We start from the raw sequence: 21,932 nt of genomic DNA on the forward strand, positions 1-21,932 counted from the left end.
GCTGGCAGCGGACAGCCATAGCGCAGGAGATGCAGCATCTCCAACCGGTCGTCCGGTCGATGATGACGGCCCTGGTCAGCTCCTTGCTCGAAACCACGGCCGATCCCGGCGATCTAAGACTGGCCCGCATCGCAACGATCAAGAAATTCATGCGCAAGAACTTCAGAAACCGTGCCCTCACCGTTGACGAGGTCGTGGCCTACTCATTTCTTTCGCGCCGGGCCCTCTACTATCTCTTCGAAAACGAAACGCTCCAGGTCAGCGGACACATCCGGGCCCTGAGGACCTTGGAAGCCCTCGAGCTCCTCGCCGAAGAAACCGCCTGGAAACGCTCCCTGACGGACATCGCGGGCGCCAGCGGGTTCGCAAGCCTGCAAGCCATGCGGCGGGCCGTCAGGGAACTTACAGGGGTCTCGCTCAGCGACGTGCAGGAGAACCCGGAACTCCTGCGCACTCGAGCCGCCGAACTAAAGAAACTGACCGGGCCGTGAACCGGCAGGACAGAATCCCGCGCTGAAGGGAGAACCCTTCGCTGGACCTGCACGACGCGGGACGTGGCGCCGAGGCCATGGTCGAGTTCCAGCTCGCGCCGAGCGGCGGAGCGGAACGGGTGGGAACGCCGCAGCAGTCGGAACTTTCCCCGCCGGCCCATCCACGCTTGCTGATCTCCTGGTCCGAAACTGTAAGAATGGAAGTCCGTTACACCCCAACCGAAAGGCCCAGCCGTGATCTTCATTGTCGTTAAATTCAAGGTCAAGCCTGAATGGTCCGATCGCTGGCTCGGCCTCGTGGAGGACTTTACCCAGGCCACCCGGCAGGAGCCCGGCAACCTGTGGTTCGACTGGTCCCGCAGCGTAGAGGACCCCAACGAGTTCGTCCTGGTCGAGGCCTTCAAGGACGACGCCGCCGGCGACCACGTCAACAGCAGCCACTTCAAGCAGGCCATGGCCGACATGCCGCAGGCACTGCAGGAGACCCCCCGGATCATCAGCCGCCAGTTCGACGGCGAGGGCTGGGACCGGATGGGTGAGCTCACCATCTGATCCCGCCTGGGCCCACGCCGGTTGCTCCCTGGCCGAGCTTGCGAGGTGGGCGAGCCGGTGGGGAGCAATCGATAGTCTTAGGACATGTGGATCGGTTGGATTGAATTCGACGTCCTACTGGGCGACGTTCACACCCTCAAGGAGAAACGGTCCGTCGTGCGGCCCGTGCTGGCCGAGCTCAAGCGCCGCTTCGACGTCTCCGTGACCGAGGCCGGATTGCATGACCAGTACCGGCGTGCCGTGATCGGCGTCGGGCTGGTCGCGGCGGACCGGGCGCACCTGATCGAGGTGCTGGCCGCCGTCGAACGCTTCATGGCCGCGCGACCGGAACTCGAGCTGCTCAGCGCCCGCCAGCGCGAACTGCGCAGCGACGATTAAGAAGCAACGCGGGGTCACTTACCGCCCATCCCGAGGGGATTTATGGGCGGTAAGTGACCCCGCGTTGCTTGGAGCCGGAAGTGCTAGCCGAAGTACTTCGGCAGGGTCGCCTCGTGGGCTTCGCGGAGTGCGTCCAGGCCCAGGGTGTCGACGCCGTTGATCTCCAGCTTGCCGCTCTCCGCGTCCACGACGCCGATCCGGACGTGCTCGAAGCCGCGGGCGGTGCACATGTCCTTGAACCGGATTTCCTCCGAGCGGGGCACTGCCACAATGGCGCGGGCCTGGGACTCGGAGAAGAGCGCGGTGAACAGGTCCACGCCGTCGCGGTCCATCACGTCCTGCAGCGAAATGCGGGCACCGACGCCGTAGCGCAGCGCGGACTCGACGAGGGCCGCCGCGAGGCCGCCTTCGGAGAGGTCGTGCGCGGAGTCGACCATGCCGTCGCGTGAGGCGTTGATCAGGATTTCACCGAGCTCGCGTTCCGCGGCGAGGTCCACCTTGGGCGGCAGGCCGCCCAGGTGTCCGCGCAGGTTGGACCATTCCGAGCCGTCCAGTTCCGCCGCCGTCGTGCCCAGCAGGTAGATGGCCTGGCCGTCCTCGCGCCAGCCCGAGGGCGTGCGGCGGGCGACGTCGTCCAGCTTGCCGAGCACGGCGACCACCGGGGAGGGGTGGATCGGCACGCTTCCGGTCTGGTTGTAGAGCGAGACGTTGCCGCCGGTGACCGGGATGCCGAGCACCATGCAGGCGTCGGACAGGCCGCGGATGGCCTCGGCGAGCTGCCACATGACGTCGGGATCCTCGGGGGAGCCGAAGTTCAGGCAGTCGCTGACGGCCATCGGCACGGCGCCGGAGGTCGCCACGTTGCGGTACGCCTCGGCGAGGGCCAGCTGCGCGCCGTGGTACGGATCGAGGTAGGTGTAGCGGCCGTTGGCGTCGGTGGCCAGGGCCACGCCCAGGCCGGTTTCCTCGTCCACCCGCACCACGCCGGCGTCGTCCGGGAACGCCATGGCGGTGTTGCCGCCGACGTAGCGGTCGTACTGGTCGGTGATCCAGGACTTGGAGCACATGTTCGGCGAGGCGACGAGCTCGGTGACCGCGGCGGCCAGTTCCGCCGGGGCGGCGGGGCGGCCGGTGTCCTGCACGGAGCCGGTGAAGGCGTCGGCCTGGACGGCGTCCTGCCACTCCGGGCGGGCGTACGGGCGGTCGTAGACCGGACCGTCGTGGGCCACGGTGCGCGGGTCGACGTCGACAATCACTTCGCCGTCCCAGGTAATGATCAGGCGGCCGGTGTCGGTTACCTCGCCCAGCCATGAGTACTCCACGGCCCACTTGTCCATGACCGCTTCGAACGCGGCGATGTTCTCCGGGGTGACCACGGCCATCATGCGTTCCTGCGACTCGGACATCAGGATCTCGCCCGGCGTCAGCGTGGGGTCGCGCAGCAGCACGGAGGTCAGCTCGACTTCCATGCCGCCGTCGCCGTTGGAGGCGAGCTCGGACGTGGCGCAGGAAATGCCGGCCGCACCCAGGTCCTGGATGCCCTCAACCAGGGATCCCTTGAAGAGTTCCAGGCAGCATTCGATCAGGACCTTCTCGGCGAAGGGGTCGCCCACCTGCACGGCGGGGCGTTTGGAGGGCTTGGTGTCATCGAAGGACTCCGAGGCCAGCACCGAAGCGCCGCCGATCCCGTCGCCGCCGGTGCGGGCACCGAACAGCACCACCTTGTTGCCCTTGCCGGAGGCGTTGGCGAGGCGGATGTCCTCGTGCCGCATGACGCCGACGGCGAGGGCGTTGACCAGCGGGTTGCCCTGGTAGACGGAGTCGAAGACCATTTCGCCGCCGATGTTCGGCAGGCCCAGGGAGTTGCCGTAGCCGCCGATGCCGGCCACGGCGCCGTGCATGACGCGGGCGGTGTCCGGGTGGTCGATGGCGCCGAAGCGCAGCGGGTCCATCACTGCCACCGGGCGGGCGCCCATCGAGATGATGTCGCGGACAATTCCGCCGATGCCGGTCGCCGCACCCTGGTAGGGCTCCACGAACGACGGCGAGTTGTGTGACTCGATCTTGAACGTCACGGCCCAGCCGTCGCCCAGGTTGGTGACACCGGCGTTCTCGCCGATGCCCACGAGCATGTCCTTCTTCATCTCCTCCGTCACCTTTTCGCCGAACTGGCGCAGGTGGTTCTTGGAAGACTTGTAGGAGCAGTGCTCGCTCCACATCACGGAGTACATGGCCAGCTCGGCGCCGGTCGGGCGCCGTCCGAGGACCTTGACGACCTCGTCGAACTCGTTCTGCTTCAGGCCCAGCTCGGCCCAGGGGAGCTCGGTGTCCGGGGTCCGGGCCGCGTTCTCCACGGTGTCGATGTTGAACTTCTGGGCGGTCTCCGCGGGCGCCGCCACTGCGGGTGTCTCCGTCATTTGTTGTCTCCCACGATCTTGTTCAGGACAGAGGTGAAGAAGCCGAGGCCCTCGGTACCGGAGCCTTCTTCCGGGCCGAAGCCGGCTTCGACGGCGTGCTCGGGGTGCGGCATCAGGCCCACGACGTTCCCGGCGGCGTTGGAGATGCCGGCGATGTCGCGGCGGGAGCCGTTCGGGTTCCAGCCGACGTAACGGAACACCACGCGGCCCTCCGCCTCAAGCGCGTCGAGCGTCTTCTCGTCCGCGATGTACTGCCCGTCCTGGTTCTTCAGCGGCACCGTGATTTCCTGGCCGAGCGCGTAGTCGCGGGTCCAGTCGGTCGTGTTGTTTTCGACCCGCAGGACCTGGTCCCGGCAGAGAAACTTCAGGTGGTCGTTCTTGATCATCGACCCGGGCAAAAGGTGCGACTCGGTGAGGATCTGGAAGCCGTTGCAGATGCCGAGGACCGGCAGCCTGGCGTCCGAGTTGGCGGCATCGATGACCTTGGCCATCAGCGGCGCGAAGCGGGAGATGGCACCGGCGCGGAGGTAGTCGCCGTAGGAGAAACCGCCGGGGATGACGACGGCGTCGACGTCGCCCAGGCTGGTGTCCGCGTGCCAGAGGGCCACCGGGGTGGCGCCGGCCAGGCGCACCGCGCGGGCGGCGTCGCGGTCATCGAGCGTGCCCGGGAAGGTGACGACGCCGATCTTGGCACCGGCGAGCTGGGGGTGAGCGGCGACGGCCACGGCCTCACCGATCAGGGGAAGTTCAGTCATCTCAGGCCTCGACGACCTCGACGTTGACGACGTCCTCAATGACCGGGTTGGAGAGCAGGGTTTCCGCGGCGTTCCGGGCCTGGGCCAGGATCTCCTCGGTCACCTCGCCGTCGACGGTCAGTTCGAAGCGCTTGCCCTGGCGGACAGAGCTGAAAGCGGTGAAGCCCAGGCGGGGCAGTGCACCCACGATGGCCTTCCCCTGCGGGTCGAGAATCTCGGGCTTGGGCATGACGTCGACAACGATCCGGGGCATCCGGCAACTCCTGTGCGTGAGCATTGGGTAAGGGCGCAGCGGAGTAGTGCCGTCTCACGCCGATCCGCTGTGTGGTGAGGACAACGGTGTTTAACAACAACATGGAACGGGCGCTCCGCGAGCTTGCACGCCCATTCTACCGGGCGGCGTGCATCACGGCGCATTCGTGACCGGGCGGTGCTCCCGGCGGCCCGGGTCTGGGGCGGCTATGGTCTCCGCAGGGTGCGCTCAGTAGGATGAGCCCCATGGCTGAGAAATCGAAATCCGTGTTGCTTCCTGTGATGGCCGCCGCCGTCTTCGCGGGCCTCGGCAGGATGGTGCTGCAGAAGATCAAGGCGGACCGGGCAGCCAGGTCCACCAATGTGGCCGGCCCCCTTGATGACAAGACGAGGGCCTGGATCAGCGAGGTTGTCCGAACGCCCCGCCAGTAGCCAGCGGCCGCCTGCCAGCGCGTAGCGGCCGCAAAAACAACCCCCGCCAGCCGGGACGGCGCTGCCGTCCCGGCTTTGCCATGCCCAGCGGGCCACGCTGCTTGTAGAGGGATATGACTAATTTTGATTGGTCACCTGTGGCCTATGTCATATCCGGCTCTCAGTCTGTACTGTATGAATCGGCTGGTATCCGCCGGGGACGGGAGTCAACTACTGTTCCCGAACCCGTACCAGACCGTCGTCCCCGGCAAAGGCGCCGGGACCGTTCCTTCTGAAAGGTTCAAATCACTCGTGAAATCACCAGGAAAGAGCTTCCTTCGAAGCGGGGGACTCCGGAGGGCCGCGGCACTGACCCTGGGCTTGCCGGTTCTCCTTTCAACAGTTGCCATCGCGCCCGCCACCGCGGCGCCGGCCCAGGGATCCACCGTCGCCGGAATCGCGCAGAAGAGTCTGGACCCCGCCAACTACCCGGACGGCCGCTACATCGTCCTGCTGGCTGAAAAGCCGGCGGCCACCTACGACGGCAGCACGAACGGGATGCCGGCCACGAAGCCCGCCAAGGGCAAGAAACTCGACGCCAACAAGGCCGAGGTCAAGAAGTACCGCGCCCACCTGGAGAAGAAGCAGGCGGACGTCGCGGCCAAGCAGAATGTCAAGATCCAGCGCCAGTTCTCCGCTGCGGTGAACGGCTTCAGCGCCACGCTCACCACGGACCAGGCCGTCAAGCTCGCCAAGGACCCCAACGTCCTGACAGTGGCACCGGATACGGAAAACGCCCCGGATTACTCCAGCACCGACTTCCTCAAGCTCAGCGGCCCCAACGGCACGTGGAACACCAAGTTCGGCGGCCAGGATGCCGCCGGCAAGGGCGTCGTCGTCGGCGTGATCGACACCGGCTACACCCCGGACAGCGCCTTCTTTGCCGGCGAAGAGGTCAAGCCCCTCGTGGGCTCACCTGTCGTCGGCGTCCCCTACCGCACCGCTGACGGCAAGATCGCCATGCTCAAGGCCGACGGCGAGACCTTTACCGGCGAGTGCCAGAAGGGCACCGGAACCGGCGCCTCCTTCGACGGCTCCGCCTGCAACTCCAAGGTCCTGAGCGCGCACTACTTCGCCGATGACTTCCTGCGCTACGTTCCGGCCGGCGACCGCGCCCCGGAGGAGCAGTTGTCCCCGGTGGACGTTGCCAGCCACGGTACCCACACGGCCAGCACGGCTGCCGGCAACAAGAACGTCGAGACCTTCGTCGACGGCCGCAGCTTCGGCCTGACCAGCGGCATCGCGCCGGCTGCGAAGCTTTCCGTCTACAAGGTCTGCTGGGAAGACACTGATCCCGACACGGGCGGCTGCTACAGCTCCTCGTCGGTGGCCGCCGTCGAGCAGGCCATCGAGGACGGCGTCGACGTCCTGAACTACTCCATCTCCGGCTCCGCGACTTCCGTCATTGACCCGGTTTCGGTGGCCTTCCTGAACGCGGCGGCCACCGGCATCTTCGTTGCCGCCTCCGCCGGCAACTCCGGTCCCACCGCCAGCACCGTCAACCACGGCGCACCGTGGGTCACCACGGTCGCCGCCAGCAGCTTCTCCCAGGAGCTCCAGGGCACGGTGGAATTCGCTGACGGCACCAAGTTCCGCGGCGCCAGCATCATGAACCGCGAGGTCAAGGACGCCGGCGTCGTGCTGGCTGCCACCGCGGCCGCCACCGCCGGAAACGCCAACGCGGCGCTGTGTGGACCTGACACCCTGGACCCGGCCAAGGTCGCCGGCAAGGTTGTGGTCTGCGACCGCGGTGTCTTCGACCGCGTCGCCAAGAGCGCCGAGGTCAAGCGCGGCGGCGGCGTCGGCATGATCCTGGTGAACCTGAGCAGCTCCTCGCTGGACGCTGATCAGCACTCGGTCCCGACCGTGCACGTAAACCCGCCGGCCACCGCGGCCATCAAGGCCAAGGTCACGGCCACTCCGGACATCAAGGTTTCGCTGGTCAACAAGGACACCACCGGCCTGCCGCTGGAGGCCCAGCCGCAGATTGCCGGCTTCTCCTCCCGCGGCCCGCTGCTGGCCACCGACTCGGACCTGCTCAAGCCCGACGTCGCCGCTCCGGGTGTCGCGGTGCTCGCAGGTGTGTCGCCCATCGGTGAGGGCGGGGCCAAGTTCGGCTTCATGTCCGGCACGTCGATGGCTTCCCCGCATGTTGCCGGCTTCGGCGCCCTGCTCCTGGGCAAGAACCCGACCTGGTCGCCGGCCACGGTGAAGTCCGCCATGATGACCACTGCCTCCGACGTCAAGCTCGCGGACGGGTCCAAGGACACCGACGTGCACGCCACCGGCGCCGGCGAAGTCGATCCGGCCCGCATGGTTGATCCGGGCCTGGTCTACGACGCCGATATCGAGGACTACATGAAGTTCATCCAGGGCACCGGCGTTAACCTGAAGCTGCCGACCAGCACCAAGCCGCGGGACATGAACGTCGCGTCCTTCGGGCTGGGCAACCTCACGGGCAAGATCGAGGTCACCCGCACGGTCACCGCACTCACCCCGGGCGTCTACCAGGTCTCGGCCAATGTCCCCGGCATCAAGGTCAGCGTGGCCCCGGCCGCCCTGAACTTCAAGGCAGCCGGTGAGAAGCGTACCTTCAAGGTCACCTTCGAAAACCAGGGTGCGGCGCTCGGCAAGTTCGCCATGGGCTCGCTGACGTGGCGCGGCGCGGGCAAGACCGTCTCCTCGCCGATCTCGGTCCGCCCGCAGTCCGTGGTGGCCCCGAAGGACGTTTCCTTCACCACCCAGTCCGCCACCGGTTCCGGTGACATCAACGTGGTCTCCGGTACGAACGGCGCGACCAGCATGACCCTGGACGGCCTGTCCAAGGCGGATTCCTCCGCCGTGGAACTGGTCCCGGGTCCGTTCACCGGCCGAGCCGACGCCTCGACGTTCGTCAAGACCGTCACGGTTCCGGCCGGGGTGCCGCTGGCGAAGTTCTCGGTCCTCTCTTCGGACCCGAACTCCGACTTCGACATGTGGGTTGTGACTCCGCGCGGCGTCGAGCAGGTCGCGACGTCCTCCTCCAGCGAGACCCTGTCGATCGCCAACCCGGCCGGCGGCAAGTACACGATCTACGCGAACCTGTACTCCAGCCCGGACGGCAACGCCCGCAAGGCCTCTGTGGATGCAGCAGTGCTCGGCGCCAATGTGGGCAACGCAACCCTCTCGCCGAACCCGCTGAAGCTGACCAACGGCAAGGCAGGCAAGCTCACGCTTAACTGGACCGGGCTCGCCGTTGGTTCGTACATCGGCCGGGTGACCTTCGAGGGCGCCAGCGAACCGACGTTCGTCAGCGTGGTCGTGACGCCGGCCGGCACCACCTCGGTTGCTCCCGCCTCGGGGGCTCCGGCCACCGTGGTGAACCAGAACCCGGCGCAGGTCCGGAACAACGCCATCTAGGCAGTTGAACTAACAACAGCGATGGCCGGCGGTTTTCACCGCCGGCCATCGCTGCTTAAGGCCCGCCTCAGATGGCCCCGGTTGATCCCGCTGTGCCGCCCAGCAGTGGCGCCACGGCACGCCAGCGGGCAATTTCGCAGCCGTCGGTACGGCTGAATTCGCTACGAACGTCGCGGCCCAGGTAGCGTCCGGTGACCACGGCCACCTGCGGGCCGCCGTACTGCTGGGTGCACAGCCGCGGCGGGCCGGGGAGGGGGAAGAAGATTTCCTCGCCGTGCTGGCGGAGGGCCTCGAGTGCCGCGGCAGGATCCGGCAGGGTGGATGCGGCGGAGGCCCCGCCGTCGTCGGCGACCAGGCGGAAACTGACCTCCGGCGCCCCGGGCGCCTCCGTCAGCGTGATTGTGAGGTCGACGTCGTGCGGGCTGTCCGCTCCGTGGGTGGCCGTCATGGGCGTCCTTCCTGGGCCGCGGGAAGCGGGGGAGCCGCGACGGCGGCGGCCTCCAGCAGCGGCGTGAGTTCCTGCAATAGCCGTCGGCGCAGTTCCTGCGAGGCGTCGGCGAAGGCCCGCTGGTGCTCCACGTATTCGGCTTTGCCGTCCGGGGTCTCGATCCGGATCGGCGGGTAACCCCATTCGCTCAGTTCGTAGGGGGAGGCCTGCATGTCCATTGCGCGGATCCGCCAGGAGAGTTCGAAGCAGTCCATGACCAGCTCGCTGGGCAGCGCGGGCGCCAGTTTGTAGGCCCACTTGTACAGGTCCATGTTGGCGTGCAGGCAGCCGGGCTGTTCCATGGTCCGTTGGTTCTCGCGGCTCGGCTTCAGGGTGTTCAGCGGCACCGCGTCCGGGGTGTAGAAGCGGAACGCGTCGAAATGCGAGCACCTGATCCGGTTGTCCTCGACCACCCGGTCCGTCTGCTCGGAACCGAGCCGCAGCTTCAGGTACTCGTGCCGCAGTTCGAATTTGTCCTGCCGGTAGACCATGGCCCACTCGTGCAGTCCGAAGCAGCCGAACTGCGCCGGCCGGGCGGCCGTCCCCGCCAGGATGATGCCGGCAAACTGCACGGCGTCGCGCCGCTCGCCGAGGAACCGTTCGGCGTCCACCGTCACCGCGTCCGTGCCGGGCGCCAGACCCGCGGCGGCGAGTTCGCCGGCGTCGGGCACGCGGTAGTACTTCCAGCCGGAACGCTCCGCTGCCGCCGGCCCGGACAGCACGACGCCGGCGCCCGGGTGCCAGCGCAGCAGCTGGCCAGGTTTTTGGGTGTAGTACGTGAAGAGGAAGTCTTCCACCGGGTGCTTTTGGCCGGCCGACCTCCGGGCGAGGTAGGGATCGGAATAGGTGCGGACGCGCTGCTGGTGGGCGGCTTCGCGCGCCAGCCAGGCGTCCTGCGGAAGGTGCTGCAGTTTAGACAGCCCCTCCGGTTGAGCCAAGGATGTCCTTAGCGGCCTTCCACTGGGCGATCTCGCAACCGTCCCGCAGGCCGAACTTCGACTCGACTGCCTTACCGTCGACGGAACCTGTGACGGTCGCCTGGTCCGGGCCGCCGTACTGCTGGGTGCACGCCTGGTCGGTGGCCCGGGGTGCGGGGCTGAGGAGCGCCGCATTCTTCTTCAGGGCGGCGCAGGCCGCAGCGGCGCTGGGGTGCTTGCTTTCCGCCGCCGGAACGCCGTTCTGGCAGACCAAGGTGTAGTTGACGGCCTTCGCGCTTTCGGAGGGCTTGATCATGATGGCCAACTCGGCGTTGCCCTGGCCGGGTCCGGCGGTAGGGGCCTCGGCCGACGGCGAGGGAGCCGGCGCGGTGGTTTCGGTGTCGGCGGAGGGGGTGCCGCCCGGCGTCGAGGCGGAGGCAGGGCCGGTGGACGAGGCGCTCGGCGCAGGTCCGCCGCCCGGTGAGCAGGCAGCCAGTCCGACGGCCGTCATCAAGATGAGCGCTGTGGGAATCAGGTTCTTGCGCATGGGCTCTTCTCCTCGGTCTCAGCCCCATTCTAGCGCCGCGGCCGGTCCCGGGCGCGGGGCGGAAGTACCCTAGCTGCGGGTAGTGCCGTCCGCCGCCCGGGTGGCGTCGATGAGCCGCATCATGGCGGCATGCAGTTCGCCGACCTGCTCCCGGTCCAGGCCCAGCCGGGCCATCATGGTGCCGGGGACCGCCGTTGCTTGTTCCCTCAGCGCCGCGCCGCGGGGCGTCAGCCGCACGGCGAGGCTGCGCTCGTTGCCCTCGGCCCGTTGCCTGGTGATGTAGCCCGCCGCTTCAAGCCGCCGCAGCAGCGGCGAAATCGTGGCCGGTTCCTGGGCGAGTGCATCGCTGATGTCGCGGACGGTCCGGGGGCTGGATTCCCACAGACAGAGCATCACGAGGTACTGCGGGTGGGTGAGTCCCAGCTTGTCGAGCACCGGTTTGTAGGCGCCGACCACGCTGCGGGACGCGACGGTCAATGCGAAGCAGAGCTGGTGTTCCAGCAGGAGGTCCTCGTCCACGACGGCGGCTGCGGGACTTCCGGGGGTTCCGATGACATCGGTCATCCGGCCTCCTTCAAATAGTTAGTGTGCTAATGATTAGCGTACACTGGTGGAACATCAGGTACGAAGGAGTGGGTAGCGATGGCTAAGGACAACACCGCCCAGCGGTTCATGCGGGCGACCGGAAAGCTGCGGGCCGTCTTTGGCCCGGCCAGCCGAACCTCGCTCGGCCATGAGATGACGGAGCAGAACCGCCAGCTGCTGGCCCAGCGGCAGGCCGAGACCCAGCAGTGGGAGACCCTGCACCGGCCAGACGGCAGCACTTACGTGGTGCCCCGCAACCCCGAGGACAAGTCCCTGCGCTAGGCCGGCCCGGCCCGCGCCGCTGCCTAAGCGGCGGGATCCGACCTTCGCACCGGCGAGGGTTCCCACCGCGCATTTTGCCGCAGTCGGGCGTAAAATGGGCACACTGGCGCCGCCCGCGCCACCGCTGTTCCGAATGGCCCATTAGCAGGAAATGGCCTTTCAGTAGGAGAGGGGGTGGGAAATATGGCACATGCGCTGAGGAAGGCTGCACTGAGCCGGCACCTGCACCCATCGTCCTGGGTGCGATTCCTGTTTGGACCCGCCTCGCGGGGGGATACCACCGCTCCGGTCGTGCACAGGCACGATGATTACGAGCTAGCGTCGGAGACCGATCTCGCCGGCTTCGAAGTGGAAACGGACTCGCAGGGACATCATTACGCCGTCCGCCGGGAAGACCTCCCGAAGGAACAAGTCTGACCCGCGCGGGGGGCAGGACGGAAACGAAGAAGGGAGCGGCAGGTGCCGCTCCCTTTCTTATCGGCCGCGAAGCGGTCCGTGGCCTCCAGAAGTCCTAGCGGCCCGTGCCGCCGTAAACCGTGGCCTCGTCCTCGCTGTCCAGGTCGAAGGCCTTGTGGATGGCGCGGACGGCGTCGTCCAGCAGGTCGGCGTGGGTCACCACGGAGATGCGGATTTCCGAGGTTGAGATCATGTTGATGTTGATCCCGGCCTCGGAGAGTGCTGCGAAGAACCGTGCTGAGACGCCAGGGTGCGAGCGCATTCCGGCGCCGATCAGGGACAGCTTGCCGATCTTCTCGTTGTATTCGATGTTCTCGAAGCCGATCTCGGCCTGTGCGGCGCGGAGGGCGGCGAGGGCGTCGGCGCCTTCGACGATCGGCAGCGTGAACGAGATGTCCGTCCGGCCGGTGCCGTGGGTGGAGACGTTCTGGACGATCATGTCGATGTTGGAGTGCGCGTCGGCGATGACCTGGAAGATGGCCGCAGCCTTGCCGGGGATGTCCGGAACGCCGACCACCGTGACCTTGGCTTCGGAACGGTCGTGTGCAACGCCGGAGATGATTGGCTGCTCCAAGGCAACTCCCTCTTGAATCGTGATCTTGTCATCGGCGCTGGGCAGGACCCAGGTGCCTTCGTTCTGGCTGAATGAGGAGCGGACGTGCAGCGGCACCCCGAAGCGGCGCGCGTATTCCACGCAGCGCAGGTGCAGGATCTTGGCGCCGGAGGCCGCGAGTTCCAGCATTTCCTCGCTGGAGATGCGGTCGATCTTCCTGGCGGACGGGACTACGCGCGGGTCCGCGGTATAGATGCCGTCGACATCGGTAAAGATCTCGCATACATCGGCGTCGAGGGCCGCGGCCAGCGCCACCGCCGTCGTGTCCGAGCCGCCCCGGCCGAGCGTGGTGATCTCGTTCGTGGTGCGGCTCATGCCTTGGAAGCCGGCGACAATCGCGATGTGCCCCTTGTCCAGGGCCGTGCGGATCCGGTGCGGGTCAACGTCAATGATCCGGGCCTTGCCGTGGATGCCGTCGGTGATCATGCCGGCCTGGGAACCCGTGAAGGACTGGGCGGAGGCACCGTATTTGTTGATGGCCATCGCGAGCAGGGCCATGGAGATGCGCTCACCGGCGGAGAGGAGCATGTCCATTTCCCGGGCCGGGGCGGAGTCGGTCACCTGGGCGGCCAGGTCGAGGAGTTCGTCGGTGGTGTCGCCCATGGCGGAAACAACGACGACGACTTCATCGCCGGCGTTGTGGGCGTCCACCACGCGCCGGGCGACCCGTTTGATACCTTCCGCGTCCGCCACCGAGGAACCGCCGAACTTCTTCACGACGAGGTGCTTGGTGGCGGCAGGAATCGCGGGCAGCTCCTGCGGCTGCGGTCCGGGGTGGACTTCGGTAGTGGGCAAACTCATGCGCGCACCCTCACTGGATCATCGGGGTTCTGGGCGAAGCTACTAAACGGCGCAGCCGAACGGCGCGACAGCTACTTCTGAACCAAGTTTATCGCCGTCGGCGGCCCGGAGTTGAATTGTGACCGAACGCCGGACGGACCGGGCCGCTGCCGGTGCCCGCTCTTGGTGGACATGCCCGTCGTCCGTCCCGGGGAGAGGACATGTCCCGCTGCGGCCGTGGACATGCCCGTTCGTGGGCGCGGCGGATGGACATGTTCGTCGGCGGCCTTGGACATGCCCAGTCCCGTGCGCGGAGGATGGACATGTGCGTTTGCGGCGTTGGACATGTCCACTCCTGTGTCCGGGGGATGGGCATATGGGCACTATGTCCATTCGCGGCAGGGGCCGTTGGGCATGTCCATCGGCCGTGCCCGCCGTGTTTGCCCCGGTCTGCCCGCTCCGCGGTAACTGGTTCAGTCGAGCCGGTCGGGCCGGTCGAGCCGGTAGCGCCAGGACGGAAGCTTCTTGCCCGCAGTGTCCTCGGCCGCGGTGAAATAGCGGTCTTGCCGGAAGCCGAGGCTTTCCAGCAGCCTGCGCGAGGGGAGGTTGGGTTCGTAGACGCCGGCGAAGACACTCCGGCTTCCACGGGCGGTGAACAACCATTCCACGAGGGCGCCGGCGGCTTCCCTGCCGAGGCCCAGCCCGTGGTGATCCGGGTGCAGGATGTACCCCAGACTCGCGGCATGGGCAGGGATCCTGCCGGGCAGCGGGGGAGCCTCTGAGTTCCAGGTCCGGCCGTCTCCAATGACCTCCCCGCTTGCCCGGAGCTGGATGGCCCAGGCGAAACTGAACCACTCTGCGGTGGAAGCCGCCGCAGCGGCCTGCACTTTCCGCGACCGGGCCCTGTTCGCGTCCGGGCTGAGGGCTTCGTGGGAGAGATACCGCACGGCATCCGGGTTGCCGCGGAACCGCAGGACGGCGCCGTCGTCGTCGGCGGTCAACGGACGCAGGATCAGGCGCTCGGTGCCGATTGGGGCGGGAGCGCCGCCCGTCGGGGGCCACTGGGCCCGTCAGCTCAGCGCGTTGCGGCGGCCTTCGAAGGCGCGGCCCAGCGTGACTTCGTCGGCATATTCGAGGTCGCCGCCGACCGGGAGGCCGGACGCGAGCCGCGTGACGGCGATGCCAATCGACTTGAGCATCCGGGCCAGATAGGTGGCCGTTGCTTCGCCCTCGAGGTTGGGATCCGTCGCGATGATGATTTCCTGGATGGCGCCGTCGTTGAGCCGGGTGAGCAGCTCGCGGATCCGAAGCTGTTCCGGGCCGATCCCGGCAATCGGGTTAATGGCGCCGCCCAGTACGTGATAGCGGCCGCGGAAGGAACGGGTGCGCTCCACCGCCAGCACGTCCTTGGACTCCTCCACAACGCAGATCACGGAGGGGTCGCGGCGCGGATCCCGGCAGATGTTGCACAGCTCCTGCTCGGTGACGTTGCCGCAGACCGTGCAGAACTTCACCCGCTCCTTCACCGACGTGATGGCCTCGACCAGGCGCTTCATGTCCTGCGGATCGGCTTCGAGGATGTGGAAGGCAAGCCGTTGGGCGGACTTGGGCCCGACGCCGGGAAGGCGGCCGAGCTCGTCGATCAGCTCCTGAACTGCACCTTCGTACACAATTTCCTCGTTCGTTTGGGGGAGCGGCGGCCCGTGCGGCCGCCGGGAGGGCTAGAAGCGCGGCGCCAGCGGGCTTCCGTCCAGGGAACGCTCTTCCAGCAGCTTCCCGCCCAGAATACGCTCGACGGCGGCGCGGCCGAAGACGCCCGACTCCTCGATGGTTTCGTCGTCGGCGCTTGGGACGTCCTGGACGTAGCTGGTGGCGGCGACGGCGGCGCGCGCTGGTGCCTTGGCCCGTCCGGCTTCCGCCTCGGGGCTGTTGGACAGGCGCTGGTAGAGGCTCTGCCGTCCGGAGGCTGCAGGGGCGCCGACCGGAGCCGTGGCCGCGACCGGGGAGGCCGCGGCGGTGATGACCGTGGGCCCGGCGGCGGCAGGGGCGGGCCCGGCCGCAGGTGCCCGGGTGGCAGCGGCGCCGTCGAATCCGGATCCGGATCCGGCGGAAAAGGCGCCTACCGGCTCCGGGATCTGGGCAGCCGCGGGCTCGTAGTGCGGCGGCTCCGGCTCGGGGGTGCGTTGCGCGGACTCCGCCACGGCCTCCGTGGAGGTGTGCCGCCCCACGTTCAATTCCGTGCCGACGGTCCAGACCCCGGGGGACTGCTCGACGGCGCGTGCCCACGGGTCCTCGGCGGCATCCTTGGCGGCCGGGGCAGGCGCCGGGGCAGATGACCGGGTCGTAGCGGGGGCTTCCTTGCTGGACCGGGCTCGGGCCGGGGTGCGCGCCGGTGCGGGCGCCGCTGGGGACGCGGGCCGGGCGGCTTCCGGGGCTGAGGGATCCCAGTCCAGCGGCGGCTCTTCATCCAGTGGCGGGGCGTCCTCGTCCCGCGGGGGACCCCAGTCGTCGTCCGGGTACGAGTACGAACCACCGGGCTCGGAGGCGGGGCCGTCGGTCGGTTCAGGGGCCGGGCCTGTGGGCGCGGCGGTCGCTGCCGGCGCCGACACCGGCTCGACCGGGGCCGGACGGGCAGGCTCCGGTGAGGGCGCAGATGCGGACTGCGGCGCGGGCGTTTCCGCGGCGGCGGCAGGTCCGGTTTCGACCCCATTGCCGGCCGTCGACGGGGACTCCGGGGCAGCCCCGGTCGCGGCGGGGGCAAGGCCCCATGCCACATCCGCCGACGTGGCCGGGGCCTCCCGGCTAGCGGGCGCTTTTGGGTTTGGCTCAGAGCTCGCTGAGCTGTTGGTGCCGCCGGCGACGGCCGTGATCTGGCAGTCGATGCCGATCGTCTTGTGGATCGCCTGACGCAGGTTCTCGGCGTGGTCCGCCCGGCCGAAAGCGCCGGCGAGCCCGGATGTCGTGAAGGAAAGGGTCAGGACCTGATCCTCGAAGTGCCCCACCTGCGCATTTGGTTCGACGAGAGCCCAGGTGCTGCGCTTGATCTTGGTCAGGGTCTGCAGGATCTCGGGCCACGCACGGCGCAAGACCTCGACGTCGGGTCCGGACCCGGAGACCGCCGCGGGGGCGGGTGCAAGGGCTGGGGCAGGCGTCGCTGCAGCGGCGCCGGCCGCGGGGCGCTCGGCCGGTTCATTCCGAGCCGGTTGGGCCGGAGCCGCCGGTGGGGACGGGGCGGTCTGGGCCGATTCGGTCGGTGCCGGCGGTGCTTGCTCCGGGCGGGAGGCGCCGTTCTGAGACGCGGATTCCTCCACCGGCCAGTCGCTGGTGCTGACCCGCGGCGCCGTGAGCGCTGGCCGTTCCGGCTGCGCTTCCTGCGGCAGCGCCTCCGGGGCCGGGCTGGCCGAGGGCGCGCTGGTGGCGGCAGCCGGGGTCCGGTCCGAGGTTTCGGCAGGCCGGTTGGAGAGCGGGGCGGGCGGAGTTGCCCGATGTGCCTGAGGTGATGCCGGGGCCGCGGCAGCCGATGCCGCTGCAGGGGCGTGGCCGGGAGGCGTAGGAGCCTGGGCCGGTGCCGGTGCCGGTGCCTGGGCGGCAGCCGGCGACGATACGGGGGCAGGCGTCCCGACGTCGTTCCCGGCGTAATTCAGGCGCCGCTCCACCCGGTCGATCCGGGCGGCGATGCCGCGTTCAGTCTGCTCGGAGCTGGGCAGCAGGATGCGGGCGCACAGCAGCTCGAGGTGCAGCCGGGGGGACGTGGCACCGGTCATCTCGGTGAGCGCCGTGTTGGTCACGTCTGCAGCACGGGACAGTTCGGCCGCGCCGAGGTTGTGTGCCTGGTTTTGCATCCGCGCGATCTGGTCCGCGGGCATGCCGCGCAGGATCGATTGGGCGCTCTCCGGCATGGCCTGCACGATGATCAGGTCACGGAAACGCTCGAGCAGGTCCTCGACGAAGCGGCGGGGGTCGTGGCCGGTCTGGATGACGCGGTCCACGGCGCGGAACACGGTAGCGGCGTCGGACGCGGCGACAGCCTCGACGACGTCGTCCAGCAGGGAGGCATGCGTGTAGCCCAGCAGGGCCACAGCCAGTTCGTAGTCCAGGCCGTTCGGGCCGGCGCCGGCCATGAGCTGGTCCAGCACGGAAAGCGAGTCCCGCACGGAGCCGCCGCCGGCGCGGATGACGAGCGAGAGTACGCCCGGGGCCACAGGTACGTTCTCCTGCCGGCACAGCAGTTCCAGGTATGCCATGAGCGGCTCCGGCGGGACCAACCGGAAGGGGTAGTGGTGGGTGCGGGACCGGATGGTGCCGATCACCTTGTCCGGCTCCGTGGTGGCGAAGATGAACTTGATGTGTTCCGGCGGCTCTTCGACGATCTTGAGCAGCGCGTTGAAGCCGGCCGAGGTGACCATGTGGGCTTCGTCAATGATGAAGATCTTGTAGCGGTCGCGGACCGGGGCGTAGGTGGCGCGTTCGCGCAGGTCACGGGCGTCGTCGACGCCGCCGTGGCTCGCGGCGTCGATCTCGATCACGTCGAGCGAACCGGCGCCGCCGCGGGCCAGTTCGATGCAGCTGGGGCACACGCCGCAGGGGGTGTCGGTGGGGCCTTCGGCACAGTTCAGGCAACGCGCAAGGATGCGGGCGGAGGTGGTTTTACCGCAGCCGCGTGGGCCGGAAAAGAGGTAGGCGTGGTTGACGCGGTTCTTCCGCAGGGCCGTCATCAGCGGGTCGGTGACGTGTTCCTGCCCGATAACGTCCGCGAACGAATCGGGGCGGTATCTGCGGTAAAGAGCGGTAGTAACAGTCACAGCTAAACCCTACCAATCGGCACAGACATAAAAGACCCCCCATGCACCCGCCAGAGCCCATTTACCCTTGCTACCTTCCGGTCCTGGGGGAGTTCAACAGGATGACGCCACATGAGGGGCCGTCGATTAGTTTACCCGACGATCGGGCGTGCCCCGAATCCGGGTGTTGGCCTGCTGTTTCGCGGCGGGACATGCCCATTCTTCGGGCCGCGGCGTGGGCATATGGCGACTATGTCCAACGTCCGATGGGAGCGTGGGGCATGTCCCGTGGCCGCAGGGCGGAGGGCTCAATTGGGCGAAGCCGGGAAGTTCAGGTAGTCTAGTATCTGCTTTTGATTCAGAAGCTACTGGAGAATTCGCCTAGCGGCCTATGGCGCACGCCTGGAACGCGTGTTGGGTTAACGCCCTCGGGGGTTCAAATCCCCCATTCTCCGCGTTTGGCCCCGGTCCATCGGACCGGGGCCTTTTTGCGTCCTGAGCCAGCGCGCCGCAGACGCGGGCCCCGCCGCAGTGAGGGTCCGCCGCCCAGTCACACTTACTCCGCGAACCCCAGCCGGCGGAGCCTTTCGCGTGCTGCCTGCTCGCTCGGGCCAACCCGCCCCAGGGCGAGATGGACGACGCTTAGGGTGACTTTCGTCGCCAGTTTCACCGGCAGCGGGATCGGGCCCATCCTTGCGGTCCGAAGCCCCAGCATCTTCCGGTATTTTGGCTCCAGGCTGGACACCGCTGCCGCAAAGAGCACCCGGTACCCGGGCCTGAGTGCGGGGTGGAGCGGGGGATCGCGGATGAAGGCCACGGTTTCGGCAACCTTGGCGCCCGAGGCCAGTTCGCCGTCGTCGTACCAGCGGTCAAGCTGCCGGCGCATATCAGCCTCGCTCAGCGGCGGCGCCTCCACGCCCATCAGCGTCCCCGCCTGCGCCCACTCGCGGACGTAGGCGTCCGGGCCGCCCGGAATCGGCCCGCCCCAGATATTGTGCGCGGACAGAAAGGCATCCGTGAAAGCGATGTGCACCCAGCGGAGCAGCTCCGGATCGTTCGCCGCGTAGGGCCGCACGACGCCGTGGCCGTCGGTGAATTCTCCGTGCACCGACTCGTGCAACCGCAGCACCCAGCCGGACGCGGCGCGGGCGGCCCCCGTGGACCCGTAGGAGACGGTGAAGATCCAGCGGATGGTCCCGGCGAGCCGGCCCAGGGGGTCTTCGCGGAAGCGGGAATGGTCGTGCACCCCGGCCAAAGCCCCCGGGTGCAAGGCCTGCATCAGGAGGGCGCGGATGCCGGCAACAATCGTCGGCATGCCCCCGTGCACCGCCCAGACGGCGGAGCCCGGAAGGTGGAAGCCGGCGTCGTCGCCCTCAGCCAGGCGCCCCACCCACTCCGGGACCGCATCCCGGGTTCCGGTGAACGTCTGTTTGAGCTCGGACTGCCACTCCCTGAGGACATTGCGCATACTCCTATTCTTACCCGGTCGGTGCTGGGCCGGTACCTGTTTTCCCTGCGGGGCTACTGGGGCGCCACCCAATCCGCCGCGCGGTGGCCCGAAACCGCCCCGAACCTCGCGCGGAGCCAGACATTGCGGAGGTTCACAGACCCGGTCGAGTGTGTTCACATAAGGGGGTGGGCCCGTTGGGATGGGGGCCTGGCGGAAAAATCGCGGGAGTCACATCGTGGGAAAACACTGGGGAAACTCAACGAGTGCGCAGTCCAAAACTTCGGAGGTCGTCGCGCGCTCTCTGGCGGCAGCCACGGGTCTGGCTCTTGCGGTGCTGGTTTTCGGGCCGTCCGCACCGGCGGGACCGTCAGCCCGGGATGCGGCGGTGCCGCTGGCCACCGGCTCCGCCGGCCCGGGTTTGCTGGCTCCCGGGATCGCCGCTGACCCCGGGGGTGCGGCACGGGAGACCTCAAGGCTGACCGCAGACCGGCATGCCCTCATTTCCTTCGCCCGGACCACGGTCCAGACCACGTCCAAAGACGGCAAGGTCGAGCTCCGGGTCGCGTCGGCAGGCCTCTCGCGCCCGCCGAAGGGCTTCCTGATGGCGCCCCTCGAAACACTGCTGGAGTCATCCCCGTTCGGGCTGCGCACCAGCCCGCTGACCGGAACCGCCGGCGAGTTCCACTGGGGCCAGGATTTTGCCGCCCCGTGCGGCACCCGGGTGTATTCGGCCGACGCCGGTGTGGTGCGGGCCGTCGGATGGCACCCCTGGGGCGGCGGCAACCGGGTGGAAATTGACCACGGCAACGGCCTGATCACCACGTACAACCACCTTCAGGGCATCGCCGTGAAGAAGGGCGAATCGGTGGGAGTGGACGAAGTCATCGCCAAGGTGGGCACGACGGGCTCGTCCACGGGCTGCCACCTGCACTTCGAGACGATCCTCAACGGCTCGCACACCAACCCCTTGGACTGGAAGTTCCTCCCCACGCGGCAGGTGGACCGTCTCGACAACATCCAGATGGTCAGCTATGCGCCTGCTGCCGGCAAGCAGGGTGCCGGCAGCGCGGGGAGCGCCGGCGCGGACTGGGCCATTCCGGTGTCCGAAGATCACACCCGTGCGGTAACCGGCGGGGTTCAGGAGACACACGTACCCGAGGTTCCGGCCACTGCCGCGGCGAAGCCGTCACCGACCCCCACCGGCTCGCCGCTAGCGACATCGACGCCGCCCGCCGCGCCGGCGCCGCCCGCTCCGCCGACGACCACGCCGACGCCGACCGCTCCGGCGACGACCACGCCGACGGCGGTGCCGACCGCGCCGCCGACGACCGCGCCGGCACCGGCCGAGCCCCCGGCCCCCACCCCCACCCCCACACCCGCGGTGACTGATCCGGCGTCGGACCCGACCCCGCCCGCTCCGACCCCGCCCGCTCCGGCCCCCACCGCTCCGGCGGTTCCAGCGGAGACCGTCTCCACCGAGCCGACGGGCGCCCTGGAAACCGCGATCTCCCCAACTCCGTAGCCACGGCAGTCCGGCGCGGCCCGTACCCATACCCACGCGCCGTGGCAGCGAATTACCGTCGTGAACTGTTCCTGCCCCCAAGCCCGCGAGGAAACCAAGCCATGACATCCCTGCACTCCATCCCGCTGACCCTCAACGACGGCACCGAAACGGACTTTGGCCGGTTCCGCGGCCAGGTGGTGCTGGTGGTGAACGTGGCATCCCAGTGTGGTTTCACCCCCCAGTACGCAGGCTTGGAGGCGCTCCACAACAAGTTCCGCGAAGAGGGCTTCAGCGTCCTCGGCGTCCCGTGCAACCAGTTCGCCGGGCAGGAGCCGGGCGCCGACGCGGAAATCGCCGAGTTCTGCGAACGCAATTTCGGTGTGACGTTCCCGCTGACGACCAAGGCCAACGTCCGCGGCAAGAACCAGCATCCGCTCTATGCGCAGCTGACCAAGTTCAAGAACGGCCTGCTGCCGGGCCTGGTGAAGTGGAACTTCGAGAAGTTCCTGGTAAATCGCGACGGCGAGATCGTGGCCCGCTTTGCGCCCACCGTGGAGCCCGACTCAGCCGAGGTCATCGAGGCAGTGCGGCAGGCGCTCGGCTGAGCCGCCGTCGGACCACCGCTGGTCCCTGCCAGCCAGCTTTGGGCGGCGGGGGAATGCAAGGGCACAAGGGGCCCTATCCCTCAGCATGCTTCAGGCCTAGACTGGCGAAACCCTCCGACATTCCGGGCATACCTGCGGCGCAGACACCTCTGCCCGTCGGCCGTGCAGCCGACGTAGCCCCGTGGAGGGCGCATCAGAATGCTTCGTGAG

The 21,932-nt window shown here is 68.3% G+C and carries 21 protein-coding genes, 1 tRNA gene and 1 other RNA gene; 10 read left to right on the top strand and 13 right to left on the bottom strand.

What is annotated here, in order from left to right:
* The 3 genes from AC1DBD_RS15310 to AC1DBD_RS15320 all read left to right on the top strand — a co-directional run.
* The coding region (locus tag AC1DBD_RS15310) for a helix-turn-helix domain-containing protein (protein ID WP_476982427.1) at window positions 1-491 on the top strand (491 nt) is incomplete at its 5' end.
* 234 nt (window positions 492-725) lie between these two features.
* A complete protein-coding gene (locus tag AC1DBD_RS15315) occupies window positions 726-1,043 on the top strand; it encodes a putative quinol monooxygenase (RefSeq protein WP_476982428.1) in 318 nt (105 codons plus the stop codon).
* 84 nt (window positions 1,044-1,127) lie between these two features.
* Window positions 1,128-1,421: a DUF503 domain-containing protein gene (locus AC1DBD_RS15320; protein ID WP_476892878.1), complete on the top strand. Its 294-nt coding sequence runs from the start codon at window positions 1,128-1,130 to the stop codon at window positions 1,419-1,421.
* An 83-nt stretch (window positions 1,422-1,504) separates the two neighbouring features.
* Here the strand turns inward: AC1DBD_RS15320 and purL are convergent, their stop codons facing one another.
* Genes purL through purS form a run of 3 tightly spaced genes read right to left on the bottom strand, consistent with a single transcriptional unit; the run spans window position 1,505 to window position 4,846 of the window.
* Complete coding sequence (gene purL / locus AC1DBD_RS15325) at window positions 1,505-3,838, bottom strand: phosphoribosylformylglycinamidine synthase subunit PurL (protein WP_476982429.1); 2,334 nt, start codon at window positions 3,836-3,838, stop codon at window positions 1,505-1,507.
* Window positions 3,835-4,593, bottom strand: coding sequence for a phosphoribosylformylglycinamidine synthase subunit PurQ (gene purQ, locus AC1DBD_RS15330; protein ID WP_441417902.1), 759 nt, complete (start codon window positions 4,591-4,593; stop codon window positions 3,835-3,837). Before purQ ends, purL begins: the two co-directional genes overlap by 4 nt.
* A 1-nt stretch (window position 4,594) precedes the next feature.
* Entirely contained in the window at window positions 4,595-4,846 is a 252-nt protein-coding gene (purS, locus tag AC1DBD_RS15335) for a phosphoribosylformylglycinamidine synthase subunit PurS (protein ID WP_011690410.1), read from the bottom strand.
* A 245-nt stretch (window positions 4,847-5,091) separates the two neighbouring features.
* On the opposite strand from purS, the gene AC1DBD_RS15340 reads away from it, so the two are divergent.
* Together AC1DBD_RS15340 and AC1DBD_RS15345 are read left to right on the top strand one after the other, a co-directional pair.
* Window positions 5,092-5,277: a hypothetical protein gene (locus AC1DBD_RS15340; RefSeq protein ID WP_476982430.1), complete on the top strand. Its 186-nt coding sequence runs from the start codon at window positions 5,092-5,094 to the stop codon at window positions 5,275-5,277.
* A 291-nt stretch (window positions 5,278-5,568) separates the two neighbouring features.
* Window positions 5,569-8,715, top strand: a complete 3,147-nt coding sequence (locus AC1DBD_RS15345; RefSeq protein WP_476982431.1) for a S8 family serine peptidase — start codon at window positions 5,569-5,571, stop codon at window positions 8,713-8,715.
* A gap of 67 nt (window positions 8,716-8,782) precedes the next feature.
* On the opposite strand, the gene AC1DBD_RS15350 is transcribed toward AC1DBD_RS15345, so the two are convergent.
* The 4 genes from AC1DBD_RS15350 to AC1DBD_RS15365 form a co-directional block, all read right to left on the bottom strand.
* The gene (locus AC1DBD_RS15350) at window positions 8,783-9,163 is read right to left on the bottom strand and encodes a serine protease inhibitor (protein WP_476982432.1); all 381 of its coding nucleotides are present in this window, start codon (window positions 9,161-9,163) and stop codon (window positions 8,783-8,785) included.
* Window positions 9,160-10,140: a 3-methyladenine DNA glycosylase gene (locus tag AC1DBD_RS15355; RefSeq protein ID WP_476982433.1), complete on the bottom strand. Its 981-nt coding sequence runs from the start codon at window positions 10,138-10,140 to the stop codon at window positions 9,160-9,162. The genes AC1DBD_RS15350 and AC1DBD_RS15355 overlap by 4 nt, the downstream gene beginning before the upstream one ends.
* Window positions 10,115-10,666, bottom strand: a complete 552-nt coding sequence (locus AC1DBD_RS15360; protein ID WP_476982434.1) for an SSI family serine proteinase inhibitor — start codon at window positions 10,664-10,666, stop codon at window positions 10,115-10,117. Before AC1DBD_RS15360 ends, AC1DBD_RS15355 begins: the two co-directional genes overlap by 26 nt.
* A gap of 69 nt (window positions 10,667-10,735) precedes the next feature.
* Window positions 10,736-11,230, bottom strand: a complete 495-nt coding sequence (locus AC1DBD_RS15365) for a MarR family winged helix-turn-helix transcriptional regulator (RefSeq protein ID WP_441417896.1) — start codon at window positions 11,228-11,230, stop codon at window positions 10,736-10,738.
* A gap of 78 nt (window positions 11,231-11,308) precedes the next feature.
* Here AC1DBD_RS15365 and AC1DBD_RS15370 point away from each other — a divergent pair, with 78 nt between their 5' ends.
* Together AC1DBD_RS15370 and AC1DBD_RS15375 are read left to right on the top strand one after the other, a co-directional pair.
* Window positions 11,309-11,533, top strand: coding sequence for a hypothetical protein (locus AC1DBD_RS15370; RefSeq protein WP_175322223.1), 225 nt, complete (start codon window positions 11,309-11,311; stop codon window positions 11,531-11,533).
* Between the two features lie 183 nt (window positions 11,534-11,716).
* Window positions 11,717-11,950, top strand: a complete 234-nt coding sequence (locus AC1DBD_RS15375) for a hypothetical protein (RefSeq protein ID WP_441418171.1) — start codon at window positions 11,717-11,719, stop codon at window positions 11,948-11,950.
* 94 nt (window positions 11,951-12,044) lie between these two features.
* Here AC1DBD_RS15375 and AC1DBD_RS15380 read toward each other — a convergent pair whose 3' ends face one another.
* The 5 genes from AC1DBD_RS15380 to ffs form a co-directional block, all read right to left on the bottom strand.
* Window positions 12,045-13,403 carry an aspartate kinase gene (locus AC1DBD_RS15380; protein WP_175322225.1) on the bottom strand — a complete coding sequence of 453 codons (1,359 nt, stop codon included), beginning with the start codon at window positions 13,401-13,403 and terminating at the stop codon, window positions 12,045-12,047.
* 452 nt (window positions 13,404-13,855) lie between these two features.
* Complete coding sequence (locus AC1DBD_RS15385) at window positions 13,856-14,413, bottom strand: GNAT family N-acetyltransferase (protein WP_476982499.1); 558 nt, start codon at window positions 14,411-14,413, stop codon at window positions 13,856-13,858.
* 39 nt (window positions 14,414-14,452) lie between these two features.
* The gene (recR, locus tag AC1DBD_RS15390; RefSeq protein WP_441417894.1) at window positions 14,453-15,052 is read right to left on the bottom strand and encodes a recombination mediator RecR; all 600 of its coding nucleotides are present in this window, start codon (window positions 15,050-15,052) and stop codon (window positions 14,453-14,455) included.
* 51 nt (window positions 15,053-15,103) lie between these two features.
* The gene (locus AC1DBD_RS15395) at window positions 15,104-18,184 is read right to left on the bottom strand and encodes a DNA polymerase III subunit gamma and tau (protein WP_476982435.1); all 3,081 of its coding nucleotides are present in this window, start codon (window positions 18,182-18,184) and stop codon (window positions 15,104-15,106) included.
* 27 nt (window positions 18,185-18,211) lie between these two features.
* Window positions 18,212-18,308: signal recognition particle sRNA small type (gene ffs / locus AC1DBD_RS15400), an RNA gene on the bottom strand.
* Window positions 18,309-18,533: 225 nt separating this feature from the next.
* Here ffs and AC1DBD_RS15405 point away from each other — a divergent pair.
* Window positions 18,534-18,618: transfer RNA gene (locus tag AC1DBD_RS15405), tRNA-Ser, on the top strand.
* A gap of 101 nt (window positions 18,619-18,719) precedes the next feature.
* Here the strand turns inward: AC1DBD_RS15405 and AC1DBD_RS15410 are convergent.
* Window positions 18,720-19,631 (bottom strand): oxygenase MpaB family protein, encoded by a 912-nt coding sequence (locus tag AC1DBD_RS15410; protein ID WP_476908993.1) that lies wholly within the window; start codon window positions 19,629-19,631, stop codon window positions 18,720-18,722.
* A 367-nt stretch (window positions 19,632-19,998) separates the two neighbouring features.
* Between AC1DBD_RS15410 and AC1DBD_RS15415 the strand changes: the two genes are divergently transcribed.
* Window positions 19,999-21,135: a M23 family metallopeptidase gene (locus AC1DBD_RS15415; protein ID WP_476982436.1), complete on the top strand. Its 1,137-nt coding sequence runs from the start codon at window positions 19,999-20,001 to the stop codon at window positions 21,133-21,135.
* Between the two features lie 101 nt (window positions 21,136-21,236).
* A complete protein-coding gene (locus tag AC1DBD_RS15420; protein ID WP_476892868.1) occupies window positions 21,237-21,722 on the top strand; it encodes a glutathione peroxidase in 486 nt (161 codons plus the stop codon).
* Window positions 21,723-21,932: the final 210 nt, after the last annotated feature.

The sequence above is a fragment of the Arthrobacter sp. 10T419 genome (assembly GCF_056394105.1).